Annotated in this window: 16 protein-coding genes; 11 read left to right on the plus strand and 5 right to left on the minus strand. The window is 45.0% G+C overall.

What is annotated here, in order from left to right; all coding sequences use genetic code 11:
• Positions 1-602 precede the first annotated feature (602 nt).
• The 11 genes from DUL71_RS02495 to DUL71_RS02540 all read left to right on the plus strand — a co-directional run bounded on the left by DUL71_RS02495 (position 603) and on the right by DUL71_RS02540 (position 15608).
• Positions 603-2465 (plus strand): glycoside hydrolase family 13 protein, encoded by a 1863-nt coding sequence (locus DUL71_RS02495; protein WP_114936576.1) that lies wholly within the window; start codon positions 603-605, stop codon positions 2463-2465.
• 45 nt (positions 2466-2510) lie between these two features.
• The gene (gene pgmB / locus DUL71_RS02500; RefSeq protein ID WP_114936577.1) at positions 2511-3161 is read left to right on the plus strand and encodes a beta-phosphoglucomutase; all 651 of its coding nucleotides are present in this window, start codon (positions 2511-2513) and stop codon (positions 3159-3161) included.
• Positions 3162-3279: 118 nt separating this feature from the next.
• Positions 3280-5589 (plus strand): glycoside hydrolase family 65 protein, encoded by a 2310-nt coding sequence (locus DUL71_RS02505; RefSeq protein WP_114936578.1) that lies wholly within the window; start codon positions 3280-3282, stop codon positions 5587-5589.
• Positions 5590-5684: 95 nt separating this feature from the next.
• Positions 5685-7403 (plus strand): alpha-amylase family glycosyl hydrolase, encoded by a 1719-nt coding sequence (locus DUL71_RS02510; RefSeq protein ID WP_114937451.1) that lies wholly within the window; start codon positions 5685-5687, stop codon positions 7401-7403.
• 224 nt (positions 7404-7627) lie between these two features.
• Positions 7628-9013: an MFS transporter gene (locus DUL71_RS02515; RefSeq protein WP_114936579.1), complete on the plus strand. Its 1386-nt coding sequence runs from the start codon at positions 7628-7630 to the stop codon at positions 9011-9013.
• A 98-nt stretch (positions 9014-9111) separates the two neighbouring features.
• Complete coding sequence (locus tag DUL71_RS02520; RefSeq protein ID WP_114936580.1) at positions 9112-11589, plus strand: glycoside hydrolase family 31 protein; 2478 nt, start codon at positions 9112-9114, stop codon at positions 11587-11589.
• 406 nt (positions 11590-11995) lie between these two features.
• A complete protein-coding gene (locus DUL71_RS32640) occupies positions 11996-12121 on the plus strand; it encodes a hypothetical protein (RefSeq protein WP_279629783.1) in 126 nt (41 codons plus the stop codon).
• A 156-nt stretch (positions 12122-12277) separates the two neighbouring features.
• Positions 12278-13183, plus strand: a complete 906-nt coding sequence (locus tag DUL71_RS02525) for a helix-turn-helix domain-containing protein (protein ID WP_114936581.1) — start codon at positions 12278-12280, stop codon at positions 13181-13183.
• A 51-nt stretch (positions 13184-13234) separates the two neighbouring features.
• Complete coding sequence (locus DUL71_RS02530) at positions 13235-13960, plus strand: SDR family oxidoreductase (RefSeq protein WP_114936582.1); 726 nt, start codon at positions 13235-13237, stop codon at positions 13958-13960.
• A 697-nt stretch (positions 13961-14657) separates the two neighbouring features.
• Entirely contained in the window at positions 14658-15173 is a 516-nt protein-coding gene (locus DUL71_RS02535; RefSeq protein WP_114936583.1) for a GNAT family N-acetyltransferase, read from the plus strand.
• A 6-nt stretch (positions 15174-15179) separates the two neighbouring features.
• Positions 15180-15608, plus strand: coding sequence for a MarR family winged helix-turn-helix transcriptional regulator (locus DUL71_RS02540; protein ID WP_114936584.1), 429 nt, complete (start codon positions 15180-15182; stop codon positions 15606-15608).
• Between the two features lie 267 nt (positions 15609-15875).
• Here DUL71_RS02540 and DUL71_RS02545 read toward each other — a convergent pair whose 3' ends face one another.
• The 5 genes from DUL71_RS02545 to DUL71_RS02565 all read right to left on the minus strand — a co-directional run bounded on the left by DUL71_RS02545 (position 15876) and on the right by DUL71_RS02565 (position 24253).
• Positions 15876-18293 (minus strand): ABC transporter permease, encoded by a 2418-nt coding sequence (locus tag DUL71_RS02545; RefSeq protein ID WP_114936585.1) that lies wholly within the window; start codon positions 18291-18293, stop codon positions 15876-15878.
• 773 nt (positions 18294-19066) lie between these two features.
• Positions 19067-19258 (minus strand): hypothetical protein, encoded by a 192-nt coding sequence (locus DUL71_RS02550; protein WP_112567510.1) that lies wholly within the window; start codon positions 19256-19258, stop codon positions 19067-19069.
• Positions 19259-19712: 454 nt separating this feature from the next.
• A complete protein-coding gene (glgB, locus tag DUL71_RS02555; protein ID WP_114936586.1) occupies positions 19713-21968 on the minus strand; it encodes a 1,4-alpha-glucan branching protein GlgB in 2256 nt (751 codons plus the stop codon).
• Between the two features lie 434 nt (positions 21969-22402).
• Positions 22403-23398: a type I glyceraldehyde-3-phosphate dehydrogenase gene (gene gap / locus DUL71_RS02560; protein WP_112567527.1), complete on the minus strand. Its 996-nt coding sequence runs from the start codon at positions 23396-23398 to the stop codon at positions 22403-22405.
• Positions 23399-23404: 6 nt separating this feature from the next.
• Complete coding sequence (locus tag DUL71_RS02565; RefSeq protein ID WP_112567529.1) at positions 23405-24253, minus strand: hypothetical protein; 849 nt, start codon at positions 24251-24253, stop codon at positions 23405-23407.
• Positions 24254-24256: the final 3 nt, after the last annotated feature.

The raw sequence follows: 24256 nt of genomic DNA on the forward strand, positions 1-24256 counted from the left end.
CGCTCGCTCATTGGCCTGCCCCTCTGCAAAAACTTGCTATGCCCCTCCAGCCGCACAGGCCACCATTGTTCTGTCCGCTTTCATCCGAAGCTTACCTGCCGACGGGTTTGAGGAAAGAAACAAGATAATGAGAGTCAAGAAGAAAGACGATATACATTCAAACTATGTCATTGAGGAATAAGCAACCGCACGGCAGCATGCCTGCCCTGTAGAGCATGCGATTACCACGTCGCGCCGAGCTCATTTCCATTGCATGCTCCTCGCAATGACATATTTTTAGTGAAAACAAAAGCGCGCCGGCCCGACAAAAAAGCGGGCCAGGGAGTATGGCCTGTGAGGGGAAGCATTTTTTTGTCTTGATGTTTGGTTACTTTGCATCCAAGGTAAAGTAACTGGCCCCGCCCGGCCAAGAGGGCGACGGTGTAAGTTATAAAAGCACAAAGTTTGTTAACAGCGTCTTTCGAGTGTTTTAAATCCACCATCATTACCCAATTAACTTATCTGTAAATTTTTCATACAAGCAATTAATTTTATTATAAATTTGAAACGCGGTTACGGACTTTTTCGCAACCCAACCAATTATCCTTTTATCATTTTTTTATATGAGAAAAACCTTACTATCCACCTTATGCTGCTTGCTGGCTGCTTTGGGTGTAAAGGCACAAACGCCTGCACTTGAGCGCGTTGAGCCTATGTCATGGTGGGTTGGCATGAGCAATCCAAACCTGCAACTGGTGGTTCATGGCAGCAACATCGCGCAGCGCAGCGTATCTTTAAGCTACCCTGGTGTAAAGCTTAAAGCAGTGCACAAAGTCGAAAATTCAAATTATTTATTTGTCGACCTGCAAATTTTTTCATCGGCTATTCCGGGAACGTTCCCGATAAAATTTAAAAAAGCAGGCGAAAAAGATCTTACCTACAGTTACACGCTTAACAAACGTGATAAGTCGGCGGGTAGGGCGCAGGGTGTTACCAGTAAAGATCTGATCTATCTGATTATGCCTGACAGGTTTAGCAATGGCGATGCCGCTAACGACTCCTTCAATAACCTTCGTGAGCAGGGCATTCATCGCGATTCTATGTTTAGCCGTCATGGCGGCGACTTACAGGGCATCATGAACCACCTTGATTATTTGAAAAACTTAGGTGTTACCGCTATCTGGCTTACTCCCGAAATTGAAAACGATGAGCCGCACGCCTCATATCATGGCTACGCCGTTACCGATTATTATAAGATAGACCCCCGTTACGGCACCAACGATCTTTATAAAAAGTTTGTTGAAAAATGCCATAGCATGGGTTTAAAGGTGATTAAGGACCTGGTGCACAACCACGCCGGTACCGAAGGTTACCTGATACAGGATATGCCGATGAAAAGCTGGGTACATCAATGGCCACAATACACCAAATCAAACTTCCGTGATGCTGCGGTGATGGATCCACATGCTTCGCCTATGGACCGCAGGCTGATGCAGGATGGCTGGTTTGATCATCGCATGGCCGATATGAACCAGAACAATGTTTACGTACAAAACTATCTCACCCAAAACCACATCTGGTGGGTTGAGTATGCCGGTATCGATGGCTTCAGGCTGGATACCTATCCATATAATGAACCTGTTTATATGGCAAAATGGGCTAAAGATGTAAAGGCCGAATTTCCTAAACTTTCCATATTTGGCGAAACGCTGGTATGGTCGGCTGCTAACCAGGCATTTTTTACTCAAGGTAATACCGTTAACCGCGGGTTTGATACCCAACTTCCAGGCGTTACCGACGGAGTTTTAAAAGATGCTATTTATGAAGCCATCAACGGTAAAGATGGTTGGACTGATGGTGTTGGTCGCCTGTATTCGGTTGTAGCGCAGGATTTTTTATACCAGGATGCTACCCGAAACACCATATTTATGGATAACCATGATATGAGCCGTTTACTATCTATGGTAGGCGAAGATATTCCTAAATACAAATCGGCTATGGCTATGCTGCTTACTATGCGTGGCGTACCGCAAATGTATTATGGCGATGAGATCCTGATGAAAAACTATTCCAATCCCGATGGTTTGGTACGTGAGGACTTTCCCGGAGGCTGGGCCGGCGATAAGCAGAATAAATTTACTGCCGAAGGTCGCGACAAAAAGGAAAACGATGCTTTTAACTATGTGAGCAAGCTTGCCAATTACCGTAAGGTTACTACAGCCCTGCAAACCGGTAAAATGATGCAGTTTGTACCCGAAAATGGCATTTATGTTTATTTCAGGTACGATGCTCAAAAAACGGTGATGATCATATTCAACAGCAGTGAAAAAGATCAGGAAACCACTACCTCAAGATATTTTGAGCGTATCGGCGATGCCAAAAAAGCAAAGAATGTGCTAACGGATGAGATGGTTGGTCTGGATAAGGTAACAATACCGGCCAAGACAACTTTAGTATTAGAATTAATACCCGGCGTTACTCATTAAAATAATATCTTTAGGGGACTAATTCCCTGTGTTTTACCCAAAAAAATGAATACTATAAAAGCCTGTATTTTCGACCTTGACGGCGTAATCGTTGATACTGCCGTTTATCACTATAAAGCCTGGAAAAGGCTGGCTAACTCGCTCGGGTTTGATTTTACCGAACATCAGAACGAGCAGCTGAAAGGCGTAAGCCGTGTGCGTTCGCTGCAACTGATATTAGGTTGGGGCGGTGTTACTAAAACCGAAGCCGAGCAGGAGCAGCTGGCTACCCAAAAAAACGCCTGGTACATGGAAATGGTAAACCAGATGAAACCCGAAGAGATCTTGCCCGGTGCGAAAGAGTTTTTAAAAAGCTGCCGTGCGGTGGGGCTTAAAACAGCGCTTGGCTCGGCCAGTAAAAATTCCATGACCATATTGGAAAAAATTGGCATCACCGATATGTTTGACGCTGTAATTGATGGTAACAAGGTAAGTAAAGCCAAGCCCGACCCGGAAGTGTTTTTAGCCGGTGCGCAAGCCCTGGGGGTATTACCCGAAGAATGCGTGGTTTTTGAAGATGCCATAGCAGGTGTTGAAGCCGCCATTGCCGGTGATATGAAGGTGGTTGGCATTGGTTCGCCCGATGTGCTTAAAGGCGCCAACCTGGTTATTAAAGGTTTGGATGAAATGACACTGGATAAATTGTATAAACTGTAAGGCCCCACCCAACCCTCCCCTAAAGGGAGAGGGCTTTTGAATTGCATGGAGGCATAATAAACTATTAACTATTAAACTAAAAGTCTCCCCTTTTAGGGGGAGATTTAGAGGGGGCTCAATGAAAAACTACATAAAAGCTGATGAGTGGAAGATAATTGAAGAAGGCTTCGATGCTCATTACAATAAAATTTCTGAAAGCATATTCAGTTTGGGCAATGGCCGTATGGGGCAGCGTGCCAATTTTGAAGAAGCTTACAGCGGCGATACCCTGCAAGGTAACTATGTGGCCGGGGTTTATTACCCGGATAAAACCCGTGTAGGCTGGTGGAAAAATGGCTACCCTGAGTATTTTGCCAAAGTACTGAATGCCGCTAACTGGGTGGGTATTGATGTTACGATTGATGGCGAGCAACTTGATCTTGCCAAATGCGAAGTGTTCAGTTTCCGTCGTGAGCTGAATATGAAGGAAGGCTATCTTAAACGCGATTTCCGTGCTAAAACAGCCTCAGGTAAAGAACTTAAGGTAGAAGCCATCCGCTTTTGCAGCATGGCCGATGATGAAACCGGCGCCATCAAATACACCCTTACCCCTTTAAACTTCAGCGGCGCTATCACCCTAACCCCATCAATTGATGGCGATGTGGTGAACAAAGACTCTAACTACGATGAAAAATTTTGGGATGAAGTAAGCAAAGCTACACAAGCTGATGGCGGTTACATTGTAATGCGCACCAAAAAAACGGGCTTTGTGGTTGCTACGGGCATGAAGTTTAATATCCTGCAAAATGGTGCAGCTATTGAACCAGCTACCGAGGCTATCGAAAAAGAAAAATATGTAGCAGCTAAGGTTAGTTTAGAAGCCAAACAGGGCGAAAGCATTACGGTGATTAAATACGCCGCTAACCTATCGTCACAAAACTATAAACAGGAAGAACTGGTTGATCAGTTAAACGCTACTTTAGCCCGTATCAGCGCAAAAGGTTTTGATACCATGCTGGCTGAGCAAGCTGCTGCCTGGGCCGAAAAATGGAAGCATAACGATATTATCATCGAAGGTGATACCTCGGCGCAGCAGGCTATCCGTTTCAATATCTATCAGCTTAACCAAACCTATACCGGCGAGGATGATCGTCTGAACATAGGCCCTAAAGGTTTTACAGGCGAAAAATACGGAGGCTCTACCTATTGGGATACTGAGGCTTATTGTGTGCCTTTCTATCTTTCAACAGCGCCACAAAAGGTTACCCGTAACTTGTTGCTTTATCGTTATAAACAATTGGGTAAAGCCATTGAAAACGCGCAATTGTTGGGCTTTAAAGATGGCGCGGCTTTATACCCGATGGTTACCATGGATGGTACCGAATGCCATAACGAGTGGGAGATCACCTTTGAGGAAATCCACCGTAACGGGGCTATTGCTTTTGCCATTTACAATTACGTGCGTTATACCGGCGATGACGCTTACCTGGGCGATTACGGTTTTGATGTATTGCTGGGCATAGCCAGGTTCTGGTCGCAAAGGGTTAACTGGTCGGATGATAAGCAGCAATATGTAATGCTGGGGGTAACCGGGCCAAACGAGTACGAGAACAACGTAAATAACAACTGGTACACCAGCACCATAGCTACCTGGTGTATGCAATATACCATTGATGTTGCTGATAAGATAAAAGCTACTGAGCCGGAGAAATATGCCGCCCTGGTGAGCAAGCTGAACCTGAATGAAGAAACTGAGTTTGGCCGTTTCAGCGATATCGTTAAAAAGATGTATTACCCGTACGACGAGAAACGCCAGGTGTTTTTACAGCAGGATGGCTACCTTGATAAAGAGCAGATCCTGGTGAAAGATCTGCCAGCGTCAGAACGCCCTATCAACCAAAAATGGAGCTGGGACAGGATATTGCGTTCATGCTATATTAAACAGGCCGATGTTTTACAGGGAATCTACTTTTTTGAAGATCAGTACGATATAGATACCATTCGCCGTAATTTTGATTTCTACGAGCCGCGTACAGTGCATGAGTCATCATTATCGCCATGTGTGCACGCTATTTTAGCTGCCAAGCTTGGCGACGAAGCACGTGCTTACGAGTTTTACCTGCGTACAGCCCGTTTAGACCTTGACGATTATAACAACGATACCGAGGATGGTTGTCACATTACCTCAATGGCTGGTACCTGGATGGCTGTTGTTGAAGGCTTTGGAGGTATGCGTGTTAGTGATGGTAAACTTGCGTTCCAACCGTTCATACCAGAAAAATGGTCGTCATTCTCGTTCCATATCGGTTTCCGTGGTGCGTTGCTTAACATCAAAGTGAGCAAAGAGGGCGTGCAGATTAAAAACTCGTCGGATGTGGAAGCAACCGTATTGGTTTATGGTAAAGAGCAGTTGGTGAAAGCCAATGATGAATTACTGGTTGAGGCGTAATGAAAAGCAATAAACTATTTACTTGTTTTATTGCTGCAACAATGTTGCCCCTTATTACGTTGGCACAGGTAAAAACACATCATACTAAAAAACGCATGGAACAAACTACCAATCACAAGCTCATTATATACCAGTTATTGCCACGGTTATTCGGCAATACCAAAACGCTTAATAAAACCAATGGTTCTGTTGAAGAAAATGGTGTTGGTAAACTGAACGACATTAACGATAAAGCCCTGCAGGAAATTAAAAAGATGGGTTTTACCTACGTTTGGTATACCGGTGTTATTGAGCATGCTACCATGACCGATTATTCGCAGTTTGGCATTAAAGCCGATGATCCGGATATTGTGAAGGGTAGGGCAGGTTCACCGTATGCTATTAAGGATTATTATGATATCGACCCCGATTTGGCGGTTGATGTACATAACAGGATTGGTGAGTATGAAGCGCTGATTAAACGTACCCACAACAATGGCTTAAAGGTATTGATGGATTTGGTACCCAACCACGTTGCCCGTACTTACGCATCAGATGTTAAACCTGCCGGTGTACGTGATTTTGGTGAGGATGATGATAAAGGCAAGGGTTTTAGCCCGAAGAACGACTTTTATTATATACCCGGTCAGCCCTTTGTGGTGCCATCGGGCTATAATCCCGGAGGGGATGAATTCAAAAGCCCGTTGAAGGATGGAAAGTTTGACGAGAATCCTGCCAAAGCTACCGGTAACGATGTTTTCAGCGCGGCGCCGTCAATTAATGATTGGTTCGAGACCATGAAACTAAACTACGGGGTTGATTATATGGATCATCGTCGTGGTCATTTCGATCCCATTCCACCACTTTGGAGCAAGGTTTATGATATCCTGCATTACTGGAGCGAAAAGGGTGTTGATGGTTTCCGTTGCGATATGGTGGAGATGGTGCCCATTGAGTTTTGGGGATGGGTTATCCCTAAGCTTAAGGCAGAGCATCCCGGTTTAGTATTTATCGGCGAAGCTTATGACAAAGGCAAATACAACGATTATATTTTTAAAGGCAAATTTGATTATTTGTACGATAAGGTAGGTCTGTACGATGCCATTAAACGCCTTACCCGCGATGAGCATAACTCATCAACCTGGGAAATTAACGCCGTTTGGAACCACGATAGTAAAGGTATAGATGAGCATATGCTTCGCTTTATGGAAAACCACGACGAGCAACGCATTGCTTGCAATGATTTTGCAGGCAACCCATGGCTTGCCGTTCCAGGTATGATTGTTACCGCCACGCTGAACACCGGCCCGGTAATGGTGTATTTTGGTCAGGAAGTAGGGGAGCCCGCCATCGGTACCGAAGGTTTTAGCGGTAATGACGGTCGTACTTCTATATTTGATTATTGGGGAGTACCTCAGCATCAAAAATGGGTGAATAACCACGAGTATGATGGCGCGCAACTATCTGCCGATCAGCAAAAGCTTCGTGGCTTTTATCATAACCTGCTTACGGCGGTGCATAACAGCGAGGCTATTAAATCAGGAGCGTTTTATGAGCTGATGATGGCTAATGAGCGGCAGCCGGGGTTTGATACCCGTTTGTATATCTACGCGCGTTATACCAATAACCAGCGTATATTAGTGATAACCAATTTTAACCGGAGCGAGCGTAAACTAACCGTAAAGCTTCCGGATGACCTGTTAACAAAATTAAACCAAAGCGGCCATAAACAATTCACCGACTTGCTAAGCGGTGCTAAATTCAATACCGATGATATACGCAACGGTGTTGAAGTAAGCCTGCCGGCCATGAGCGGATTGTTGCTGGAGTTTTAGCCGCTCCCTTTACGTCATTGCGAGGAGGAACGACGAAGCAATCGCGAACTGTACAGAGGAGCTTGCATAGCCGCCCTTGTACAGTTTGGGATTGCTTCGTACCTCGCAATGACGCGGAAAAAGAGGGCGTTAAGGGTTGTCGTCCGTCCGTAACACTGTGTTACTGTACTTTTAGACAAGTGTGGACATACAGTGAACCAATGAACCAGTGAACTATTGAACCAATGAACCAAAATAAACCAACCATCGCTCAAAAGCCACGATTAAGCTTTTGGCAGATCTTTAACATGAGCTTCGGCTTTTTGGGCATCCAGTTTGGCTTTGCCCTGCAAACAGGTAACGCCAGCAGGATCCTGCAAACTTTCGGGGCCGATGTTGAGCATCTGTCGTGGTTTTGGTTGGCTGCTCCTATAACGGGTATGATTGTTCAGCCTATCATTGGTCATTACAGCGACAGGACCTGGAACCGCCTTGGTCGCCGCAGGCCTTACTTTTTAACCGGGGCTATTTTATCGGGTTTAGCTTTGTTCTTTATGCCAAACTCATCTATGCTGGCGGCGCTTATTCCACCTATAGTGGTAGGGGCGGGCATGCTCATGATCATGGATGCATCGTTCAACGTAGCTATGGAACCTTTCAGGGCTTTGGTGGCCGATAACCTGCCCGATAGTCAGCATACCACCGGTTTCTCCATGCAAACCTGTTTGATAGGTGTAGGCGCGGTTATAGGTTCATGGTTGCCTTATGTTTTTGCCGAATGGTTTGGCATTGGAAAAACTGCCGAACAGGGCATCGTACCTAACAACGTGTTATATTCTTTTTATATAGGCGCGGCGGTGTTGATAGGTGCTATTTTATGGACGGTTATCCGTACTAAAGAATACCCGCCCGAGGTTTATGCTACCTTTCATGAAAAGGACGAATCCGATTCGGGACATAAAGGTGGTTTATCCGAAATTTTCAGCGATCTGGCCAATATGCCCAAAACCATGAAACAATTGGGCCTGGTGCAGTTTTTCTCCTGGTTCGCGCTTTTCTCTATGTGGGTATTTACCACCCCTGCCGTAGCCGATCATGTATACCATATTCCGGCGGGCGATACCACATCGGTAGCCTATAATGATGCCGCCAACTGGGTAAACGTATTGTTTGGTGTGTATAACGCGGTATCGGCAATTTACGCGCTGCTATTGCCCCGTATCGTAAAAAAACTAAGCCGCAAGCGTGCTCATGCTTTTTCTTTAGTTATGGGAGGGGTAGGGCTTATCTCTGTATTTTTTATAACCGATCCTAAACTGCTTGTGCTTTCAATGGTGGGGATAGGCCTGGCCTGGGGCAGTATTTTGGCTATGCCTTACGCCATTTTATCAAGCTCGATACCTGCTTCCAAAATAGGGGTATATATGGGGATATTTAACTTCTTCATCACTTTTCCTCAAATTGTAAATGGTGTCATAGGCGGGCCGATAGTGAAATATGCTTATAGCGGACATGCTGTTTACGCCTTAGTAATGGCAGGGATATTTATGTTTTTAGCGGCTATAGCTGTGCTGTTTGTTAAGGATGGCCGTAAAATTCAGATTATTGAACCTGCTGTGAATAAAAGTTAAGTAATTGGCACGGTTAATGATTTTTGGTTAACCAATTGTTTGTATCTTGCGTACTAAGTACACTATATACATATTTGCGGAACCACTAATACATTTAAATGGAAAGTAATACCCCACCAAATCCGGAGCTGATAACCAGTAAGTTGGTTGAAGTTGAGAACCTGATAGAGGAAGAAGAGGAGTTTCACCATCTTAACAACCCTGCCGATGGTATTAAGCCAGTAGTTAAAAAATATCTCGGTATACCTACCCGGGCTTCACAATCGGGGAATAAATTCTACTTTACTGACGGCGATGCCAAAGTTGAGGTTATAGTTGTAGCCGATGAAATTATCCGGGTACGGTTAGCACCTCACGGCGTGTTTCTTGATGATTTTTCGTACGGTGTACCTAAGCTGCCTAACAAGCATGTAGATTACAATTTACATGAGGACGACAACGAGTTCAGGGTATCAACCTATAAAGTAAATTGCCATATCCGTAAAAAAGACTTCTTTATTTCTTTTTCGGATAGCAGCAACCATGTTACCAGCATGGATGCTGTGCCTATGCACTGGGAAGAGAACGTACAGGATGGTGGCTACTATGTGTTTTGCACCAAAACCTGTGCAACCGACGAAAGCTTTTTTGGTTTGGGTGATAAACCTACCGAATTTAACCTGCGTGGCAAAAGGCTTAAAAACTGGAATACCGATGCTTACTCGTTCCAGTGGAACCAGGATCCCCTTTACCGTAGTATCCCTTTTTACATCAGCGTAAACGAGGGCATAGCACACGGTATCTTTTTTGATAATACATTTAAAGCGCAATTTGACTTTGGAGCCGAAGACAGGACTAAAACAAGTTTCTGGGCAGATGGCGGCGAACTGCAATACTACTATATCCACGGCCCTCACATGATGGACGTGGTAAAAAGCTACCATACCTTAACCGGTACACACCCCATGCCGCCGCTTTGGGCCCTGGGTTACCACCAATGTCGCTGGAGCTATTATCCGGAGGCTAAGGTGAGGAAGATAGCCAGAGGTTTCCGCGAAAACCAGATTCCTTGCGATGGTATCTACCTTGATATCGATTATATGGATGGTTACCGCTGCTTTACCTGGAACCGCAAGTACTTCCCCGATCCTAAAAAAATGATCAGTGAGCTTGCTGCCGATGGCTTTAAAACCGTGGTAATTATTGATCCGGGTATCCGTGTAGATGATAACTATTCGGTGTTTAAAGAGGGTAAGGAAAAAAAATATTTCTGCCGCCGTAGCGATGATTACTTTATGGAAGGCCACGTATGGCCGGGCCGTTGCCAGTTCCCCGATTTTACCAACCCCGAAGTTCGTGAGTGGTGGGGCGGTTTGTTTGACGAACTGGTGCAGATGGGTGTTGCCGGTGTTTGGAACGATATGAACGAGCCTGCCGTATTTGGTGCAGGTACCTTCCCCGATGATGTGCGCCACCAATATGATGGTTACCGCGGATCGCACCGTAAAGCACATAATATTTATGGTATGCAGATGGTGCGTTCAACCTATGAGGGTTTGCGCAAGATCATGAAAAATAAACGCCCTTTTACCATTACAAGGGCTGGTTACTCGGGCGTACAGCGCTTTTCATCCGTGTGGACCGGTGATAACGTGGCCTCATGGGAGCACCTGAAACTGGGCAATATCCAGTGTCAGCGCTTATCAATTTCAGGTATACCGTTTTGTGGTACCGATATTGGCGGCTTTAGCGGCGAGCCCGATGGCGAACTGTTTACCCGCTGGATTCAGATGGGTACCTTCTCGCCGTTTATGCGTGCACACTCAGCAGGTGATACCAAAGAGCGTGAGCCATGGAGCTTTGGCGAACCGTTTACCGCTATCAACCGTAAATTTATTGAGTTACGTTACCGCCTCATCCCATACCTGTATTCCATATTCTGGGAGCATCACCGTTACGGTTTCCCTATTTTGAGGCCGATAGTAATGCACGAGCAGGATACGCAATTGAACCACTTCCGCCAGGATGAGTTTACTTATGGCGATAAGATTTTGGTTTGCCCGGTAATGGAACCTGGTCAGCTTAAGCGTAACGTTTACCTGCCAAAAGGTAAATGGTACAATTTCTGGACTTACGAGGTTGTTGACGGCGGTAAGGAAGTATCGGTTGATACCCCGCTTGAAACCATGCCTTTGTTTGTAAAAGCAGGCTCAGTAATTCCCGAATACCCGGTAATGCAATACGTTGGTCAGAAGGAAATTGAAGAAGTGAAGCTGAATATCTACTACACAGATTACGAAGTAAACTCATTCCTGTTTGAAGATTACGGCGAAACTTTTGCCTACGAGCAGGACATTTACCTCGAAAAGAAATTTGTGGTAAATGGAAGCTCAAGATCAGTTACTATTGATCAAAGCTTGGAAGGTTTATACACTCCACGTTACGATGGTTATCATTTTAACCTGATAGGCTTACCATTCGCGCCAACTAAGATAACCGTAGATGGCAAGGATGTAAAAGAGTTTCAGGTAAATGAAGATAAAACCGTTGAGTTTAAGTACACCAAAAACTTTAAACATATTGAAATAAGCAAATAACCTTAATTGAGGTTAAAGCTGAAAGGCTAAAGGTAACTGCAGCCTTGCAAATCAATAAGTAAAAGTAGTCATTTGATAGCGCCATTGCCCATAGCAAGCAATGGCGTTTTTTATTTACCCCCTCACCACAACATCATCGAAACACTGGGCAATCCTCTCCCGCCACGTCATTGCGAGGTACGAAGCAATCGCACGGAGGCAGAGCGGCTAAGCAAATCCGCCCTGTACAGTTCGCGATTGCTTCGTGCCTCGCAATGACGGGTTTTATTGGTGCGTCCGTCCGTTCCCTTGTGTCCAATACTCAAAAAGAACCTAAGGACATGCACGTTTTTTTGTCTGAACTCGAATTAAACGAATTATTGGAATTTATTGAATTTGCTAAGCATTCTGTAAATTCATTAATTCCATGAATTCAGGTTCAGACAATTTTGCGTTAGGGATAGAAGCGGATACCGGCCTGTGGTTAAGGCCTGTGCAGTATGAGCGGATAGCCCGGGCAGGAGGTAACGCCCATATTCAGTTTGCAGTTTAAAGTGGGCAGTTTGCAGTTTGTTTTCTTTTAGCTGAACTCGAATTTATTGCATCGCCGCAATGATATATTTTATTTAGGCGCCTCAATCCCCAAACATTTACAATTGGCTGTTGGTTGGCTGTTTACACAGTATCAACTAATTGCGTTATTTGCTTTATGCCTGTTTTAACTGCACCCGAAAAAACTGTAATTCCAACCTTTGCCCTGCAACAAAAAGATGGGCAGGGTAGCACCATGATTGATGTGCGCGAGGCTGGCGGGCAATGCGGCGAGTTTAAGCTCGACCCTGCCTTTCTGCAACCTCACCGTAAGGATTATTACCTGTTTGTACTGATTAAAAGCGGAGCTAACCGACACTGGATAGATTTTGTACCCTATACCGTAAAGCCAGATACCTTTTATTTTACCGTGCCACAGCAGGTGCACCTTAAAGAGCATGCGGGCCCTACCGAGGGCCTGATGATGAGCTTTACCGATGAGTTTTTGCAATTGGAAGATAACCGCATACTCAAGCAACTTCCCATTATTCAAAACCCTGCTGCTGCTCACGAAATAAAGCTTAACCCTGCCGACCTGGTTTTTATTGAAGATACCATGCGCGAAATGCTGGTTGAGTTTAATGCCGATGGCACCTGGCGCAACCAGATGCTTACCTCGTGGTTGCGGGTGCTGGTGATATACCTGAGCAGGCTGTACAGCGAGCAGTATAACGAAACCTGTGTTACTTTAAACTATTGCCTGCTTAAAAGCTTTCAGGCGCTTATTGGCGAGCATTATGCCACCCAGCACGATGTTGCCGCCTATGCAGAACAGTTGAACCTTACTCCCGGTCACCTTACCGATGTTATTAAACAACAAAGCGGTAAAACGGCTATCACACACATTCACGACAGGCTTATTGTTGAAGCCAAACGCCGCCTGCTGCATACCGGGTTATCGGTAAAACAAATTGCCGATGAGCTTGGCTTTGAGGATTCGGCTTACTTTAACCGCTTTTTTAAACGCCTTACCGGTACCACACCCATAGCTTACAGAATGCAAATCCGGGAAATGTACAGTTAATGCCCTGCTATGTGCAGCGGTATAAATAGCTGCCCTCCATAGCTTTGTACTATGGAAAAACAAACAGTATTAATAACCGGTGCTAACAAGGGTATCGGTTTGGAAAGTGCCCGTCAGCTGGCTAAGGCCGGTTACTACATTTACCTGGGCAGTCGTGATCAGGATAGGGGGCAAAAGGCTGTTGAGCTGCTTAAAGCCGACGGGATAAACTATGTAGAACTATTGCTGATAGATGTTACCAGCGAGGCATCGGTACAAAAAGCTCATGATGAGCTGGCAGCTAAGATCAATCATCTGGATGTGCTGATCAATAACGCCGGTATCCCCGGTTCATTCCCGCAAAAGGCAGATACCGTAAGCGATGATACCATGAAAGAGGTTTTTGAAGTAAACTTTTTCGGCGTTATCCGCACGGTGCGCATCTTTATCGATCTGGTTAAAAAATCGCCGAACCCCCGTATTGTTAATGTAACATCCGATCTGGGTTCGTTAACCTACCATAACGATCCTGAATGGGAGCACTACGAAATTAAATCGGCAGCTTACGGTCCGTCAAAAACAGCCCTGAACGCTTATACCGTTGCCCTGGCTTATGACCTTAAAGACCAGGTTAAAGTAAACATGGTAAACCCCGGCTATACCAACACCGAGTTTAATGGCAACCGTGGCCCCAAACCGGTAGAAGACGGCGCTGCACCAATAGTTAAATACGCCATGATAGGCACCGATGGCCCTACAGGTAAATTCTTCAGTGATTATGGCGAAAGCCCGTGGTAAGATTTGAGAGTCAAGATTTAAGAGTCAGGAGGAAGTCTTCACCACCACGTCATTGCAAGGCACGAAGCAATCGCCAACTAAGCACCCTTGCTTGCGGCAGCAGGGAGTGATGACGTAGCGTTTCACAAAACCTTTACCGCCATGTCATTGCGAGCGAAGCGTGGCAATCTCGTAGCCAATGCATGTTCACCCTGTATAGCTACGAGATTGCTTCGTGCCTCGCAATGACATGGTGGAGAGGGGGCGGCTATGCAAATCCGCCCTGTACAGTTTGCGATTGCTTCGTACCTCGCAATGACGTTTTTAGATGATACAGCATGCGATTACCAACACGCCGCCGCTCGGCTCCGGCCGAGTGGCAACTATTTCACGGCCTCTGGCCGCCGTATATGGGGGTAGGCAAGTATAAAGGCATCATGTATTCCTGTCCGTCCGTTCCCCTGTGTCCAATATCCAAAAAGAACCTAAGGACATGCGCGTCTTTTTGTCTGAACTTGAATTAAACGAATTATTGGAATTTATTGAATTTGCTTATCGAATTCAATAAATTCTCCTAATTCAATAAATTCCGGTTCAGACATTATTGCAAAGACCACAACGACGTGCAGGTAAATTTTTCTGTTTAATATTAGTTGACAAAGTCAACCAAATTATTCAACTTTGTTATCAGAAACATTTTTTCACAAGTACACACATTATGGATACGATATTAAAGCCAGATCTGGCTTCTATAAAAATCAGAAACAAACTGCTTCCCGGCGATCTGGGCTACATTGCACACGTTCATGGCGATCTGTACGCTAAAGAATGCGGCTACGGACTCGACTTTGAAGCTTACGTACTTCAGGGTTTAAAAGACTTTGCCCTTGAGTACGATACCGCAAAAGATAAAGTTTGGATCTGTGAGCATGAAAACAGGATCATCGGTTTCTTGATTGCGCAACACCGCGGAAGTGATGTTTTGCAGTTTAGGTATTTCATTTTTTTGCCCCAATACCGGGGCATAGGTTTGGGAAAAAAGCTGATGCAGGAATTTCTGGATTTCATGAAGCAGGGAGGCTACACCAGCGCCTATCTCTGGACAACCGAAGAACAGCACTCGGCAATTGCTTTGTACACCAGGTACGGCTTTAAGCTTAGCGACGAAAAGCCATCAAACGCTTTCGGAAAAGAACTGGTGGAGCAACGGTACGATTTAGTGTTAAACCGGTAAGCAGATATGAGCACTCAAAAACATATTCAGGCAATACGAACGTTTAACCGTTTCTATACCGATTTGATTGGTTTGCTTGATAAACATTTGCTCAACAGCGATTATTCCCTTGCCGAAGCCCGCATACTTTATGAAATATTTACGGCAAAAGAGCTAAGCGCGTCAGACATCATTTACCGTTTAAGTATTGATAAAGGCTACCTGAGCCGCATATTAAAAAAGTTTGAGAAGGAAGCCCTAATAGCCCGCAAACCCTCGGCAGATGATGCCCGTGTATCGCTGCTTTCACTTACCGATGCCGGATTGGAAGTTTTTAACGGGCTAAACGAGGCTTCTGAAAAACAAATCATGACATTGATCTCCACCATGTCGGTTAAACAACTGGATGCGCTGGTTGGGCACATGAAAGCTATAACCGATTTGCTGGGGAAATAAAGCGGATGGGAGGATGATGCTGTCGTCCGTCCGTCTTCCTGTATCCATTACTGTGAATCAAAAAGACCGGGAAATTCCTTCACCAACCCGTCATTGCGAGGCACGAAGCAATCCCCAATAAGCAGAGCTGCCATGCAAATCCCCCTGTACAGCTTGCGATTGCTTCGTACCTCGCAATGACGTGGTGGTGAAGAGATTGCTTCTTGTCTCTTGATTCCTGCCTCTTAAATCCTGACCTCTTGACTTCCTGACTCTTGACTTCCCTCCCTATTCCGTTTTCAAACTCTTTACCGGGTTCATTAAGGCTGCTTTTACGCTCAGGAATGATACCGTTGCAAAGGCTACCAGCAATACCAGGAAAAACGGAATAACAAACAGGAAAGGGTTAATATCCATCCTGAAGGCGTAGGTTTGCAACCATTGGTGAATGGCATACCAACCTATAGGTGCCGATATTACAAAGGAAACCACTACCAGCAGGGCAAAATCTTTATACAGCAAGCCCAAAATACTGTTTACCGAAGCACCCAGCACCTTGCGGATACCTATCTCCTTAGTGCGCTGCACAATGGTATACGATACCAGGCCGAACAAGCCTAAACAAGCCACAAAAATGGCTATGCCGGTAAATACGCCAAACACCTGCCCAAAGCGCTGGTCGGTTTGGTATTGTTTGTTAAAAAACTGATCTAAAAAGAAATAATCAAACTGATCGCCGGGGAAAAAGGCAGCCCAGGTTTTCTGTAAGTCGGCAATGGTTTGGGGCATGTTGGTGGTGCTTACCTTTACCGACACCGGACCCCGCACATCAGGGATACAACGGAAGATCATGGCATCATAAGCATCATGTAACGATTGCTGGTGAAAATTATCGGCCACGCCTATTATCTCATAAACCTGTCCCCAAAAGTCAATGCGTTTGCCCAGGGCATCGGCAGGCTTGCTAAAGCCTAATTGCTCCACCCCTTTTTTGGTAAATACCACCTTATGCGGCTCATCGCCAAACGCTTTTGAAAACTTACGACCGGCAATCAGTTTAATATTGTAAGCATTGAGGTAATCATAATCGGCACCAATAATGCGGTATTGCTTGCTGGTACTTTGATCAGAACCTACAAGTTTGATCCCGCCGGCATTCCAGCCAACCGGCTGACCGGGGATTGAGGTTGATACCGTTACGCTTTTAACGGCACTTTGCGCCAGGCATTCGTGCTTAAATGAGCTCATGCTGCGGTAAAACGAATCTACCTTAGTTAGCGGTGCTTTAATAACAATAGTCTGATCTATCCTTACCCCTAACTTTTGGCTCTGCATATATTTAAGCTGCTTGAATACGGTAAGTGAGCCTATCAGCAAAAATATAGATGCCGCAAACTGAAATACCACCATACCCTTACGCAACACTACTCCGCCCGGAGATGCCAGGATCTTGCCCTTCATTATTTCAACCGGTCTGAAGGCTGATAACACCAGTGCCGGATAAAAACCGCTGAAGAATGAGCCCAGCACAAATATCCCTAACACCGCCAGCCAGAAAGCCGGTTTGGCAAACAGCGTAAAGCCCATCTGCATGCCCGAAATACTGGCAAATGCCGGCAAGCAGGCCATAATGATGAGCAAAGCAAGCCCGATGGCCATGGCATTAAGCATCATGGCTTCCAACATAAACTGGGCAATGAGCTGCGCTTTTGCCGAGCCCAGGGTTTTACGTACACCAACCTCTTTAGCCCTGCCAATACCACGAGCGGTAGCCAGGTTAATATAATTGATCCAGGCAATGACGATCACAAAAATGGCAATGCCCAAAAGCAGGTATACCGATTTGCCATCACCATTGGGCTGAAACTCCAGCATGCGGTTAGAGTACAGGTGGATATCCTTAACTGACTGCAGTGTATAAATGCCACCCTCGCCCGAACCGGGATACTTATCATAAGCCTTTTTTACAATCGGGATAAACTTAGCCTCCAGCTTACGCGGATCAACACCAGGCTTTAGCAGCAGGTAAGTTGTACAGCCATCATTTAGCCAGGCATTATCAATGTTATAATCTTTATTAGGCGGATTTTCCTTAAGCAGCGTAGCATATGATTGCATGATATCAAAATTCATGTGCGTATTGGCAGGCATGTTACTCATCACGCCCGTAATTTTAAGCGGCTTATCTGTATTGATGTACAGCGTTTGGCCAACCGGGTTTACGCCATGAAAAAGCTTATCGGCAATTTGTTGGGTAATTACCGCTGTGTTTGGCTCTTTTAGTGCTGTGTTTGGGTCGCCGTTTAATAGCGGGAAGCTGAACGTTTTGAAAAAGGCATCGCTTACGTAGTACACATTCTGGATCACCATTTTCTGCTCCTTGTGAGTAGCAATGGTTTGCCCCGCCCCTACAATTTTTACGTACTCCTCAATTTCGGGAAGTTCGGTTTTAAAGGCGTTGCCCGGGGCAAATGCACCACCCGCCCATTGGGTACTTAACTTACCGTTGTTGTACCTATCCTGGTTAATGCGGAATACACGATCTTTTTTAACATGAAAATTATCATAACTAAGCTCAAAGCTAACATATTGCAATATGAGCAGGCATGCTGCCATACCGATGGCCAGCCCTACTATATTGATAGCAGAGAAGGCTTTATTTTTAGATAGGTTTCTGAAAGCAACCAGCAGGTAATTTTTAAGCATAATTGTAACGGTTTATGCCTGAAATTCAGCCAATTGCATGCCTTGGTTTTAATTCACTGATTATCAATTATTTACATTAAAATGCAATCTACGAAACTGTTCGTTTTCGAACAGTGATTGTGCGGTATTGGGGTAGTTTGATTTCGGATTTCGGATGTTCCATTTCGGATTTATTATTTTTCTCTGGCGCAAGTATGAAGGGGGGTAAAGCAGAGGCTACTTGCGCCTTAAGCAATAAAAAAAGCGTCATTTGCGAGGCACGAAGCAATCGCGAACTGTACAGGGGGATTTGCTCGGCGACTCTGTAAGTCGGGGATTGCTTCGTTCCTCGCAATGACGTGGTGGTGAAGGATATGGGCGTTCCCGTCAGCTGACGGGCGGGCTATTCGCTCATACGCCTGCAGGCATTACGCACAAGGCCGGTATCCGCTCCTATCCCTAACGCAAAATTGTCTGAACCGGAATTCATGGAATTAATGAATTTACAGAATGCTTAGTAAATTCAATAAATTCCAATAATTCGTTTAATTCGAGTTCAGACAAAAAAATCCCCAAAATCCCGGTTCAGACAAAAAGATGCTGATGTCTGCAACGGTCTAAAAGTATAGTGACACAGTGTTACTGACGGACGATGTTTCTTTCCTGAAAAATTGTCATTTCGATAGGGTAGGGGCTGGTATGTGCCCTGGGGCGAAAGAGAAATCCTACACATTCCCTTAGCTGTTCGTTCGAAATGACAATCTGGTTTACTTATCAAGCAGGTACATGCGCCCTTACATCAACTCATTATCCTTTTTAACATGATATGCCTTGTACGACAGGTAAAACAAGGCCAAAGCAGGCAACGCGCCAAGGATTATCCCTACCGTGTTGGGTGTGGGATACGTAGTAACAATTTGAACAATAAGCAGTATAGTGGCTACTATGCCGCCTATCAGATAAAGATATTTGAATTTGGGATTCATTATTATTTATTCACTTAACAACATCGCGCTTAACTTGTTTCAGCACCTTATGGTCGTCAAAACCGCATAGCTTAACTAAAAACAGGGTGTCATGCTGAGCCTGTCGAAGCATAGCGGGTAGGGGCCTCTGCGCACGTCCTTCGACAGGCTCAGGATGCAATGGCATTAAGTTAAGGGAAATCCCCCAGAGGGGGTAAAGGTTTGTAGCAATAATATACCCAAAAACAACCGTGCCGGAGGTACGGAACACCGGAGTTGTGTACCTCTGGCACACTAAAAATCGGGTATATCTTACTGCTACAAACCTTTTGCACCTCTGGTGCACCCTATCAATCTCTTAACTTAATGACATCACTCAGGATGACAGGCCCTCAACACCTAAAGTTATAACAGACTTACGAAGTTTTAAAAACTTCGTAAGTCTTAAGAATAGCAAGGCTCACTAAACCGGCTCTTACTTCTTCAATTCGTATTTAGCAGGCACATCTGGCGCCAGTTTAAATACAGTTGCCCCTAATGGAGGTATCGTGATCTTGATTGACTGCGCTTTGCCATGCCATTTAACAGGTTCGGTGCTTACCGCATCGTAGTTGATGATGCCGCTGCCCCAGTATTTCTCCTGGTCGGAGTTAAATATTTCCTTCCATTTACCTGCCGCAGGTACGCCTATGCGGTAATCCCTGCGAATAACCGGCGTCATGTTCAGCACAATCATCAGGTCGTTTTTGCTATCATGCCCTTTACGGCGGTATACCAGTATCGAATCATTGGCATTGCCGCCGTCAACCCATTCAAAACCATCAAACGCAAATGCTTTTTCATACAATGCAGGTTCATCGCGGTACAGGTGGTTAAGCGCCTTAACCGTTTCGCTAATGCCCCGGTGATTTGGATACTGCAGCACATGCCATTGTAACGAGCGACTGAAATCCCACTCATCGCCCTGTCCAAACTCAGCACCCATAAACAATAGCTTGGTACCCGGATGGGTAAACATATAGCTGTACATTAAACGCAGGTTGGCAAACTGCCTCCACTCATCACCAGGCATTTTGCGCAGCATACTGCCCTTGCCATACACCACCTCATCGTGCGAAAACGGCAGCATAAAGTTTTCGGTAAAGGCGTATATCGTACTAAAAGTAATTTCGTTATGGTGATACTTGCGGTGTATCGGGTCCTCTTTAAAGTAGCCAATGGTATCGTGCATCCAGCCCATCATCCACTTCATACCAAAGCCCAATCCGCCCAAATAAACCGGGCGACTAACACCTGTAAACGAAGTTGATTCTTCGGCAATGGTTTGTGCCGATGGGAAGTGGCTGTAAACCGCCTCATTAAATTCCTTCAGGAATGATATGGCTTCAAGGTTTTCGTTACCGCCGTACATGTTGGCTTCCCACTCGCCATGCTTGCGGGAGTAGTCAAGGTAAAGCATTGAAGCTACGGCGTCTACACGCAAGCCGTCGGCGTGGTACCTGTCTAACCAAAACAGGGCGTTACTGATCAGGAATGCCCTAACCTCGTTACGGCCATAGTTAAATATATATGATTTCCAATCGGGGTGGAAACCTTTTCTTGAATCGGCATGCTCATAAAGGTGCGTACCGTCAAACCTGTATAATGCGTGAATATCTCCCGGAAAATGCGAAGGCACCCAATCCAGTATCACGCCAATACCGGCTTTGTGAAACTCTTCAATCAGGTACATCAACTCCTGTGGCGTACCGTAGCGCGATGCAGCTGCAAAATAACCGCTCACCTGGTAACCCCAGCTTGGGTAATATGGGTGTTCCATTATCGGCATAAACTCCACGTGCGTAAAGCCCATTTCCTTAACGTAAGGCACCATTTTTTCGGCAAGCTGTGTGTAGGTCAAAAACTCATCGGGGCTTTCCCAGTTGCGTGCCCATGAGCCTAAATGCACCTCATAAACCGAGTATGGTTTATCCAGCCCGTTATGCTCCTGGCGGTTTTTCATCCAGTCCTGGTCTTTCCACTCGTAATAGGTATCAGCAACTATTGATGCTGTACGTGGCGGCAGTTCCCAGCGCAAAGCAAAGGGATCGCTTTTTTCCAGGTCTTCGCCGCTTGATGAGTTAATAAAATATTTATAGGTTTCGCCAACACCAATATTAGGTATAAACCCTTCCCAAATCCCCGACGAATCCCAACGGGCATTCAAACTGTGCGAACCACGGCTCCAGCCGTTGAAATTACCTATTACCGATACGTATTGCGCGTTTGGAGCCCAAACGGCAAAATAAGTACCCACAACACCCTGGTATTCAACCACATGCGAACCCAGTTTTTCATATAGCTTATAATGCTTTCCCGATTTAAATAAACTGATGTCAAAATCGGTAAAACGGCTATATGGTTCAACAGCTTTAAGCTTTACAGGCTGCTGAATGGGAGTGGTTTCTGCAGGTTTCTCAGCTTTAACTGCTTTGGCTTTTGCCGGTGCAGGAGCTTTTTTGACAGCAGCAGGCTTTTCGGCAGCAACGGTTTTTGCTTTAGCTGTTGCAGCTTTCTTTTCAGCAGCTGGCTTTTCGGCGGCAACGGCTTTAGTTTTAGCTGCTTTTTTAGGCTCCGGACTTCCTGTTTCAGGCGTTACTTTATCGGCTTTGACCTTAGTGACGGCTTTTGTCTCCTTTACGGGTTTTGCTTCCGGTAAGGGGTTTTCGGTTTGAGTTGTTTTTTTGGCCATGATATAGATAACCTGTTAGGGTGTTAATAGATAACCCAAATCACAGGAATGAGTTTGGTTTATATGCAATCAAATATAACAGGATTAATATATTAAGCAGGGTTTTGGAGATTTATTTTTGAGTACCCCGCTTCTAATCTCCGCCACGTCATTGCGAGGTACGAAGCAATCGCAAACTGTACAGGGAGATTTGCTTAACCACTGTCTACCTCCATCCAGAAAGCATAGTGACACGGTGTTACGGACAGACGACAATCTTCACCACCAAACCGTCATTGCGAGGCACAAAGCAATCCCCGACTTACAGGGTAATTTGCTTAGCCACTCTTCACCACGTCATTGCTTCGTGCCTCGCAATGACGTGGGGGAGAACAAACAAAAAAAACACCCTCCGGTTATCCGAAGGGCGTTTTTATATCTGATAAAATCAGCAATTATAATTTGCCAATTTCCTGAACAAGGTCAATCAGTTTGTTTGAGTAACCCCACTCGTTATCGTACCAAGATACAACTTTAACAAAGTTATCATTCAGACCGATACCGGCTTTAGCGTCGAAAATTGAAGTGCGTACATCACCTTTAAAGTCTTCAGATACCACTTCGTCTTCAGTGTAACCCAGGATGCCTTTTAATTCGCCTTCAGAAGCTTCTTTCATTGCAGCTTTGATGGTTTCGTATGAAGCACCGTTTTTCAGGCGTACAGTTAAGTCAACTACAGAAACGTCGGCAACCGGAACACGGAATGACATACCTGTTAATTTACCTTTTAACTGAGGTAAAACTAAACCTACTGCTTTAGCTGCACCTGTTGATGAAGGGATGATGTTTTGGTAAGCACCACGACCGCCTCTCCAATCTTTTGCAGATGGGCCGTCAACTGTTTTTTGAGTTGCAGTAACAGCGTGTACAGTAGTCATCAAACCTTCTTCGATACCAAATTTATCGTCCAATACTTTAGCGATAGGAGCTAAACAGTTGGTAGTACATGAAGCGTTTGAAACGATGTTTTGATCGGCTTTTAACGCTTTGTGGTTAACACCCATTACAAATGTAGGGGTATCATCTTTAGCTGGAGCGCTCATTACTACTTTTTTAGCACCGGCGTCGATGTGTTTTTGAGCAGTTTCCTGAGTTAAGAACAAACCGGTTGATTCGATTACTACCTCAGCACCTACTTCATTCCATTTAAGGTTAGCAGGATCTTTTTCGGCAGTAACGCGGATGGTTTTACCGTTAACAACCAAATGACCGCCTTCAACAGCAATAGTACCTTTGAACTGACCGTGGGTTGAATCGTATTTTAACATGTAAGCCATGTAATCTGGCTCAACAAGGTCATTAATACCAACAACTTCAATGTCTGGTCTTTCAATTGCAGCCCTGAATGCCAGGCGGCCAATACGGCCGAAACCGTTAATTCCTATTTTCATGATTTTTTAATTTTTACTTGAATAGTAGGTTAATAAATTATTTATGGGTTCTTTAATTATGTTAGTGATTTGCAGATCAGCTTCGGCGGCAGCTTCATACAAGTGTTCCTGGAAATTAAAAGCAACAGAGCCTGCAAAGTGAACAGACGTACCCTGGTGTTGCTGATATAAAGGTAACAAATATGTAGAAATTAGCTTGCTAAATCCTTTTTTTATGACGTTTTGCAGATGATGATCGTTCTTATTATCGAGGTAAAAATCGGTAAAAGAGCTTAAAAATAAAGCGGGTTGTTTTTGGCGATAAACCTTTTCGAGCAGGTTTTTACGGTCGGCATCATACTTGTGGATAAACTTTTTACGAAGCGATGGGGGCAGGGTATCGTTCATGAACTCTTTAATGAGTTGCCGCCCCAGCCAGTTGCCCGATCCTTCATCGGCCAGGATATAGCCCAAACCGTAGTTATTAGGCCAAACACGTTTACCATCATACCAGGCGGCGTTAGTGCCGCTGCCACAAATGCTGATAATGCCCGGTTCGTTTTTACAACAGGCAATGGCAGCCCCGGCAATATCATGCTCAACAGATATTTTACCAAATTTGAAGAATGCCTCAAAAGCGTTTTGTACTATCTTCTTCCGCTCATCGGATGATGCACCTGCGCCAAAGAAGTAAATGCGTTTTATTTCTTCGGCGTGGTGTATGAGGTTAATGTTTTTGTTGAGGAGCTGAAGGATATGCTTCTCGTCGTTAAAATAGGGGTTTATGCCATTGGTTTTAAAGGAAGCCACAGTTCTTCCCTTATCAGTGAGCCTCCAATGTGCAAAGTACGATCCGCTATAAACAACTGCAATCATTAA

This window comes from Mucilaginibacter endophyticus (assembly GCF_003351025.1).
Taxonomy (GTDB): Bacteria; Bacteroidota; Bacteroidia; order Sphingobacteriales; family Sphingobacteriaceae; genus Mucilaginibacter; species Mucilaginibacter endophyticus.

Bases quoted from the DNA above. Each gene is read 5' to 3' on its own strand.
- DUL71_RS02510 (WP_114937451.1), top strand. From the start codon at position 5,685: ATGGAACAAACTACCAATCACAAGCTCATTATATACCAGTTATTGCCA.
- gap (WP_112567527.1), bottom strand. From the start codon at position 23,398: ATGAAAATAGGAATTAACGGTTTCGGCCGTATTGGCCGCCTGGCATTC.
- DUL71_RS02535 (WP_114936583.1), top strand. From the start codon at position 14,658: ATGGATACGATATTAAAGCCAGATCTGGCTTCTATAAAAATCAGAAAC.
- DUL71_RS02550 (WP_112567510.1), bottom strand. From the start codon at position 19,258: ATGAATCCCAAATTCAAATATCTTTATCTGATAGGCGGCATAGTAGCC.
- DUL71_RS02520 (WP_114936580.1), top strand. From the start codon at position 9,112: ATGGAAAGTAATACCCCACCAAATCCGGAGCTGATAACCAGTAAGTTG.
- DUL71_RS02540 (WP_114936584.1), top strand. From the start codon at position 15,180: ATGAGCACTCAAAAACATATTCAGGCAATACGAACGTTTAACCGTTTC.
- DUL71_RS02545 (WP_114936585.1), bottom strand. From the start codon at position 18,293: ATGCTTAAAAATTACCTGCTGGTTGCTTTCAGAAACCTATCTAAAAAT.
- pgmB (WP_114936577.1), top strand. From the start codon at position 2,511: ATGAATACTATAAAAGCCTGTATTTTCGACCTTGACGGCGTAATCGTT.
- DUL71_RS02515 (WP_114936579.1), top strand. From the start codon at position 7,628: ATGAACCAAAATAAACCAACCATCGCTCAAAAGCCACGATTAAGCTTT.
- DUL71_RS02505 (WP_114936578.1), top strand. From the start codon at position 3,280: ATGAAAAACTACATAAAAGCTGATGAGTGGAAGATAATTGAAGAAGGC.
- DUL71_RS02525 (WP_114936581.1), top strand. From the start codon at position 12,278: ATGCCTGTTTTAACTGCACCCGAAAAAACTGTAATTCCAACCTTTGCC.
- DUL71_RS02495 (WP_114936576.1), top strand. From the start codon at position 603: ATGAGAAAAACCTTACTATCCACCTTATGCTGCTTGCTGGCTGCTTTG.
- DUL71_RS02565 (WP_112567529.1), bottom strand. From the start codon at position 24,253: ATGATTGCAGTTGTTTATAGCGGATCGTACTTTGCACATTGGAGGCTC.
- DUL71_RS02530 (WP_114936582.1), top strand. From the start codon at position 13,235: ATGGAAAAACAAACAGTATTAATAACCGGTGCTAACAAGGGTATCGGT.
- glgB (WP_114936586.1), bottom strand. From the start codon at position 21,968: ATGGCCAAAAAAACAACTCAAACCGAAAACCCCTTACCGGAAGCAAAA.
- DUL71_RS32640 (WP_279629783.1), top strand. From the start codon at position 11,996: ATGAATTCAGGTTCAGACAATTTTGCGTTAGGGATAGAAGCGGATACC.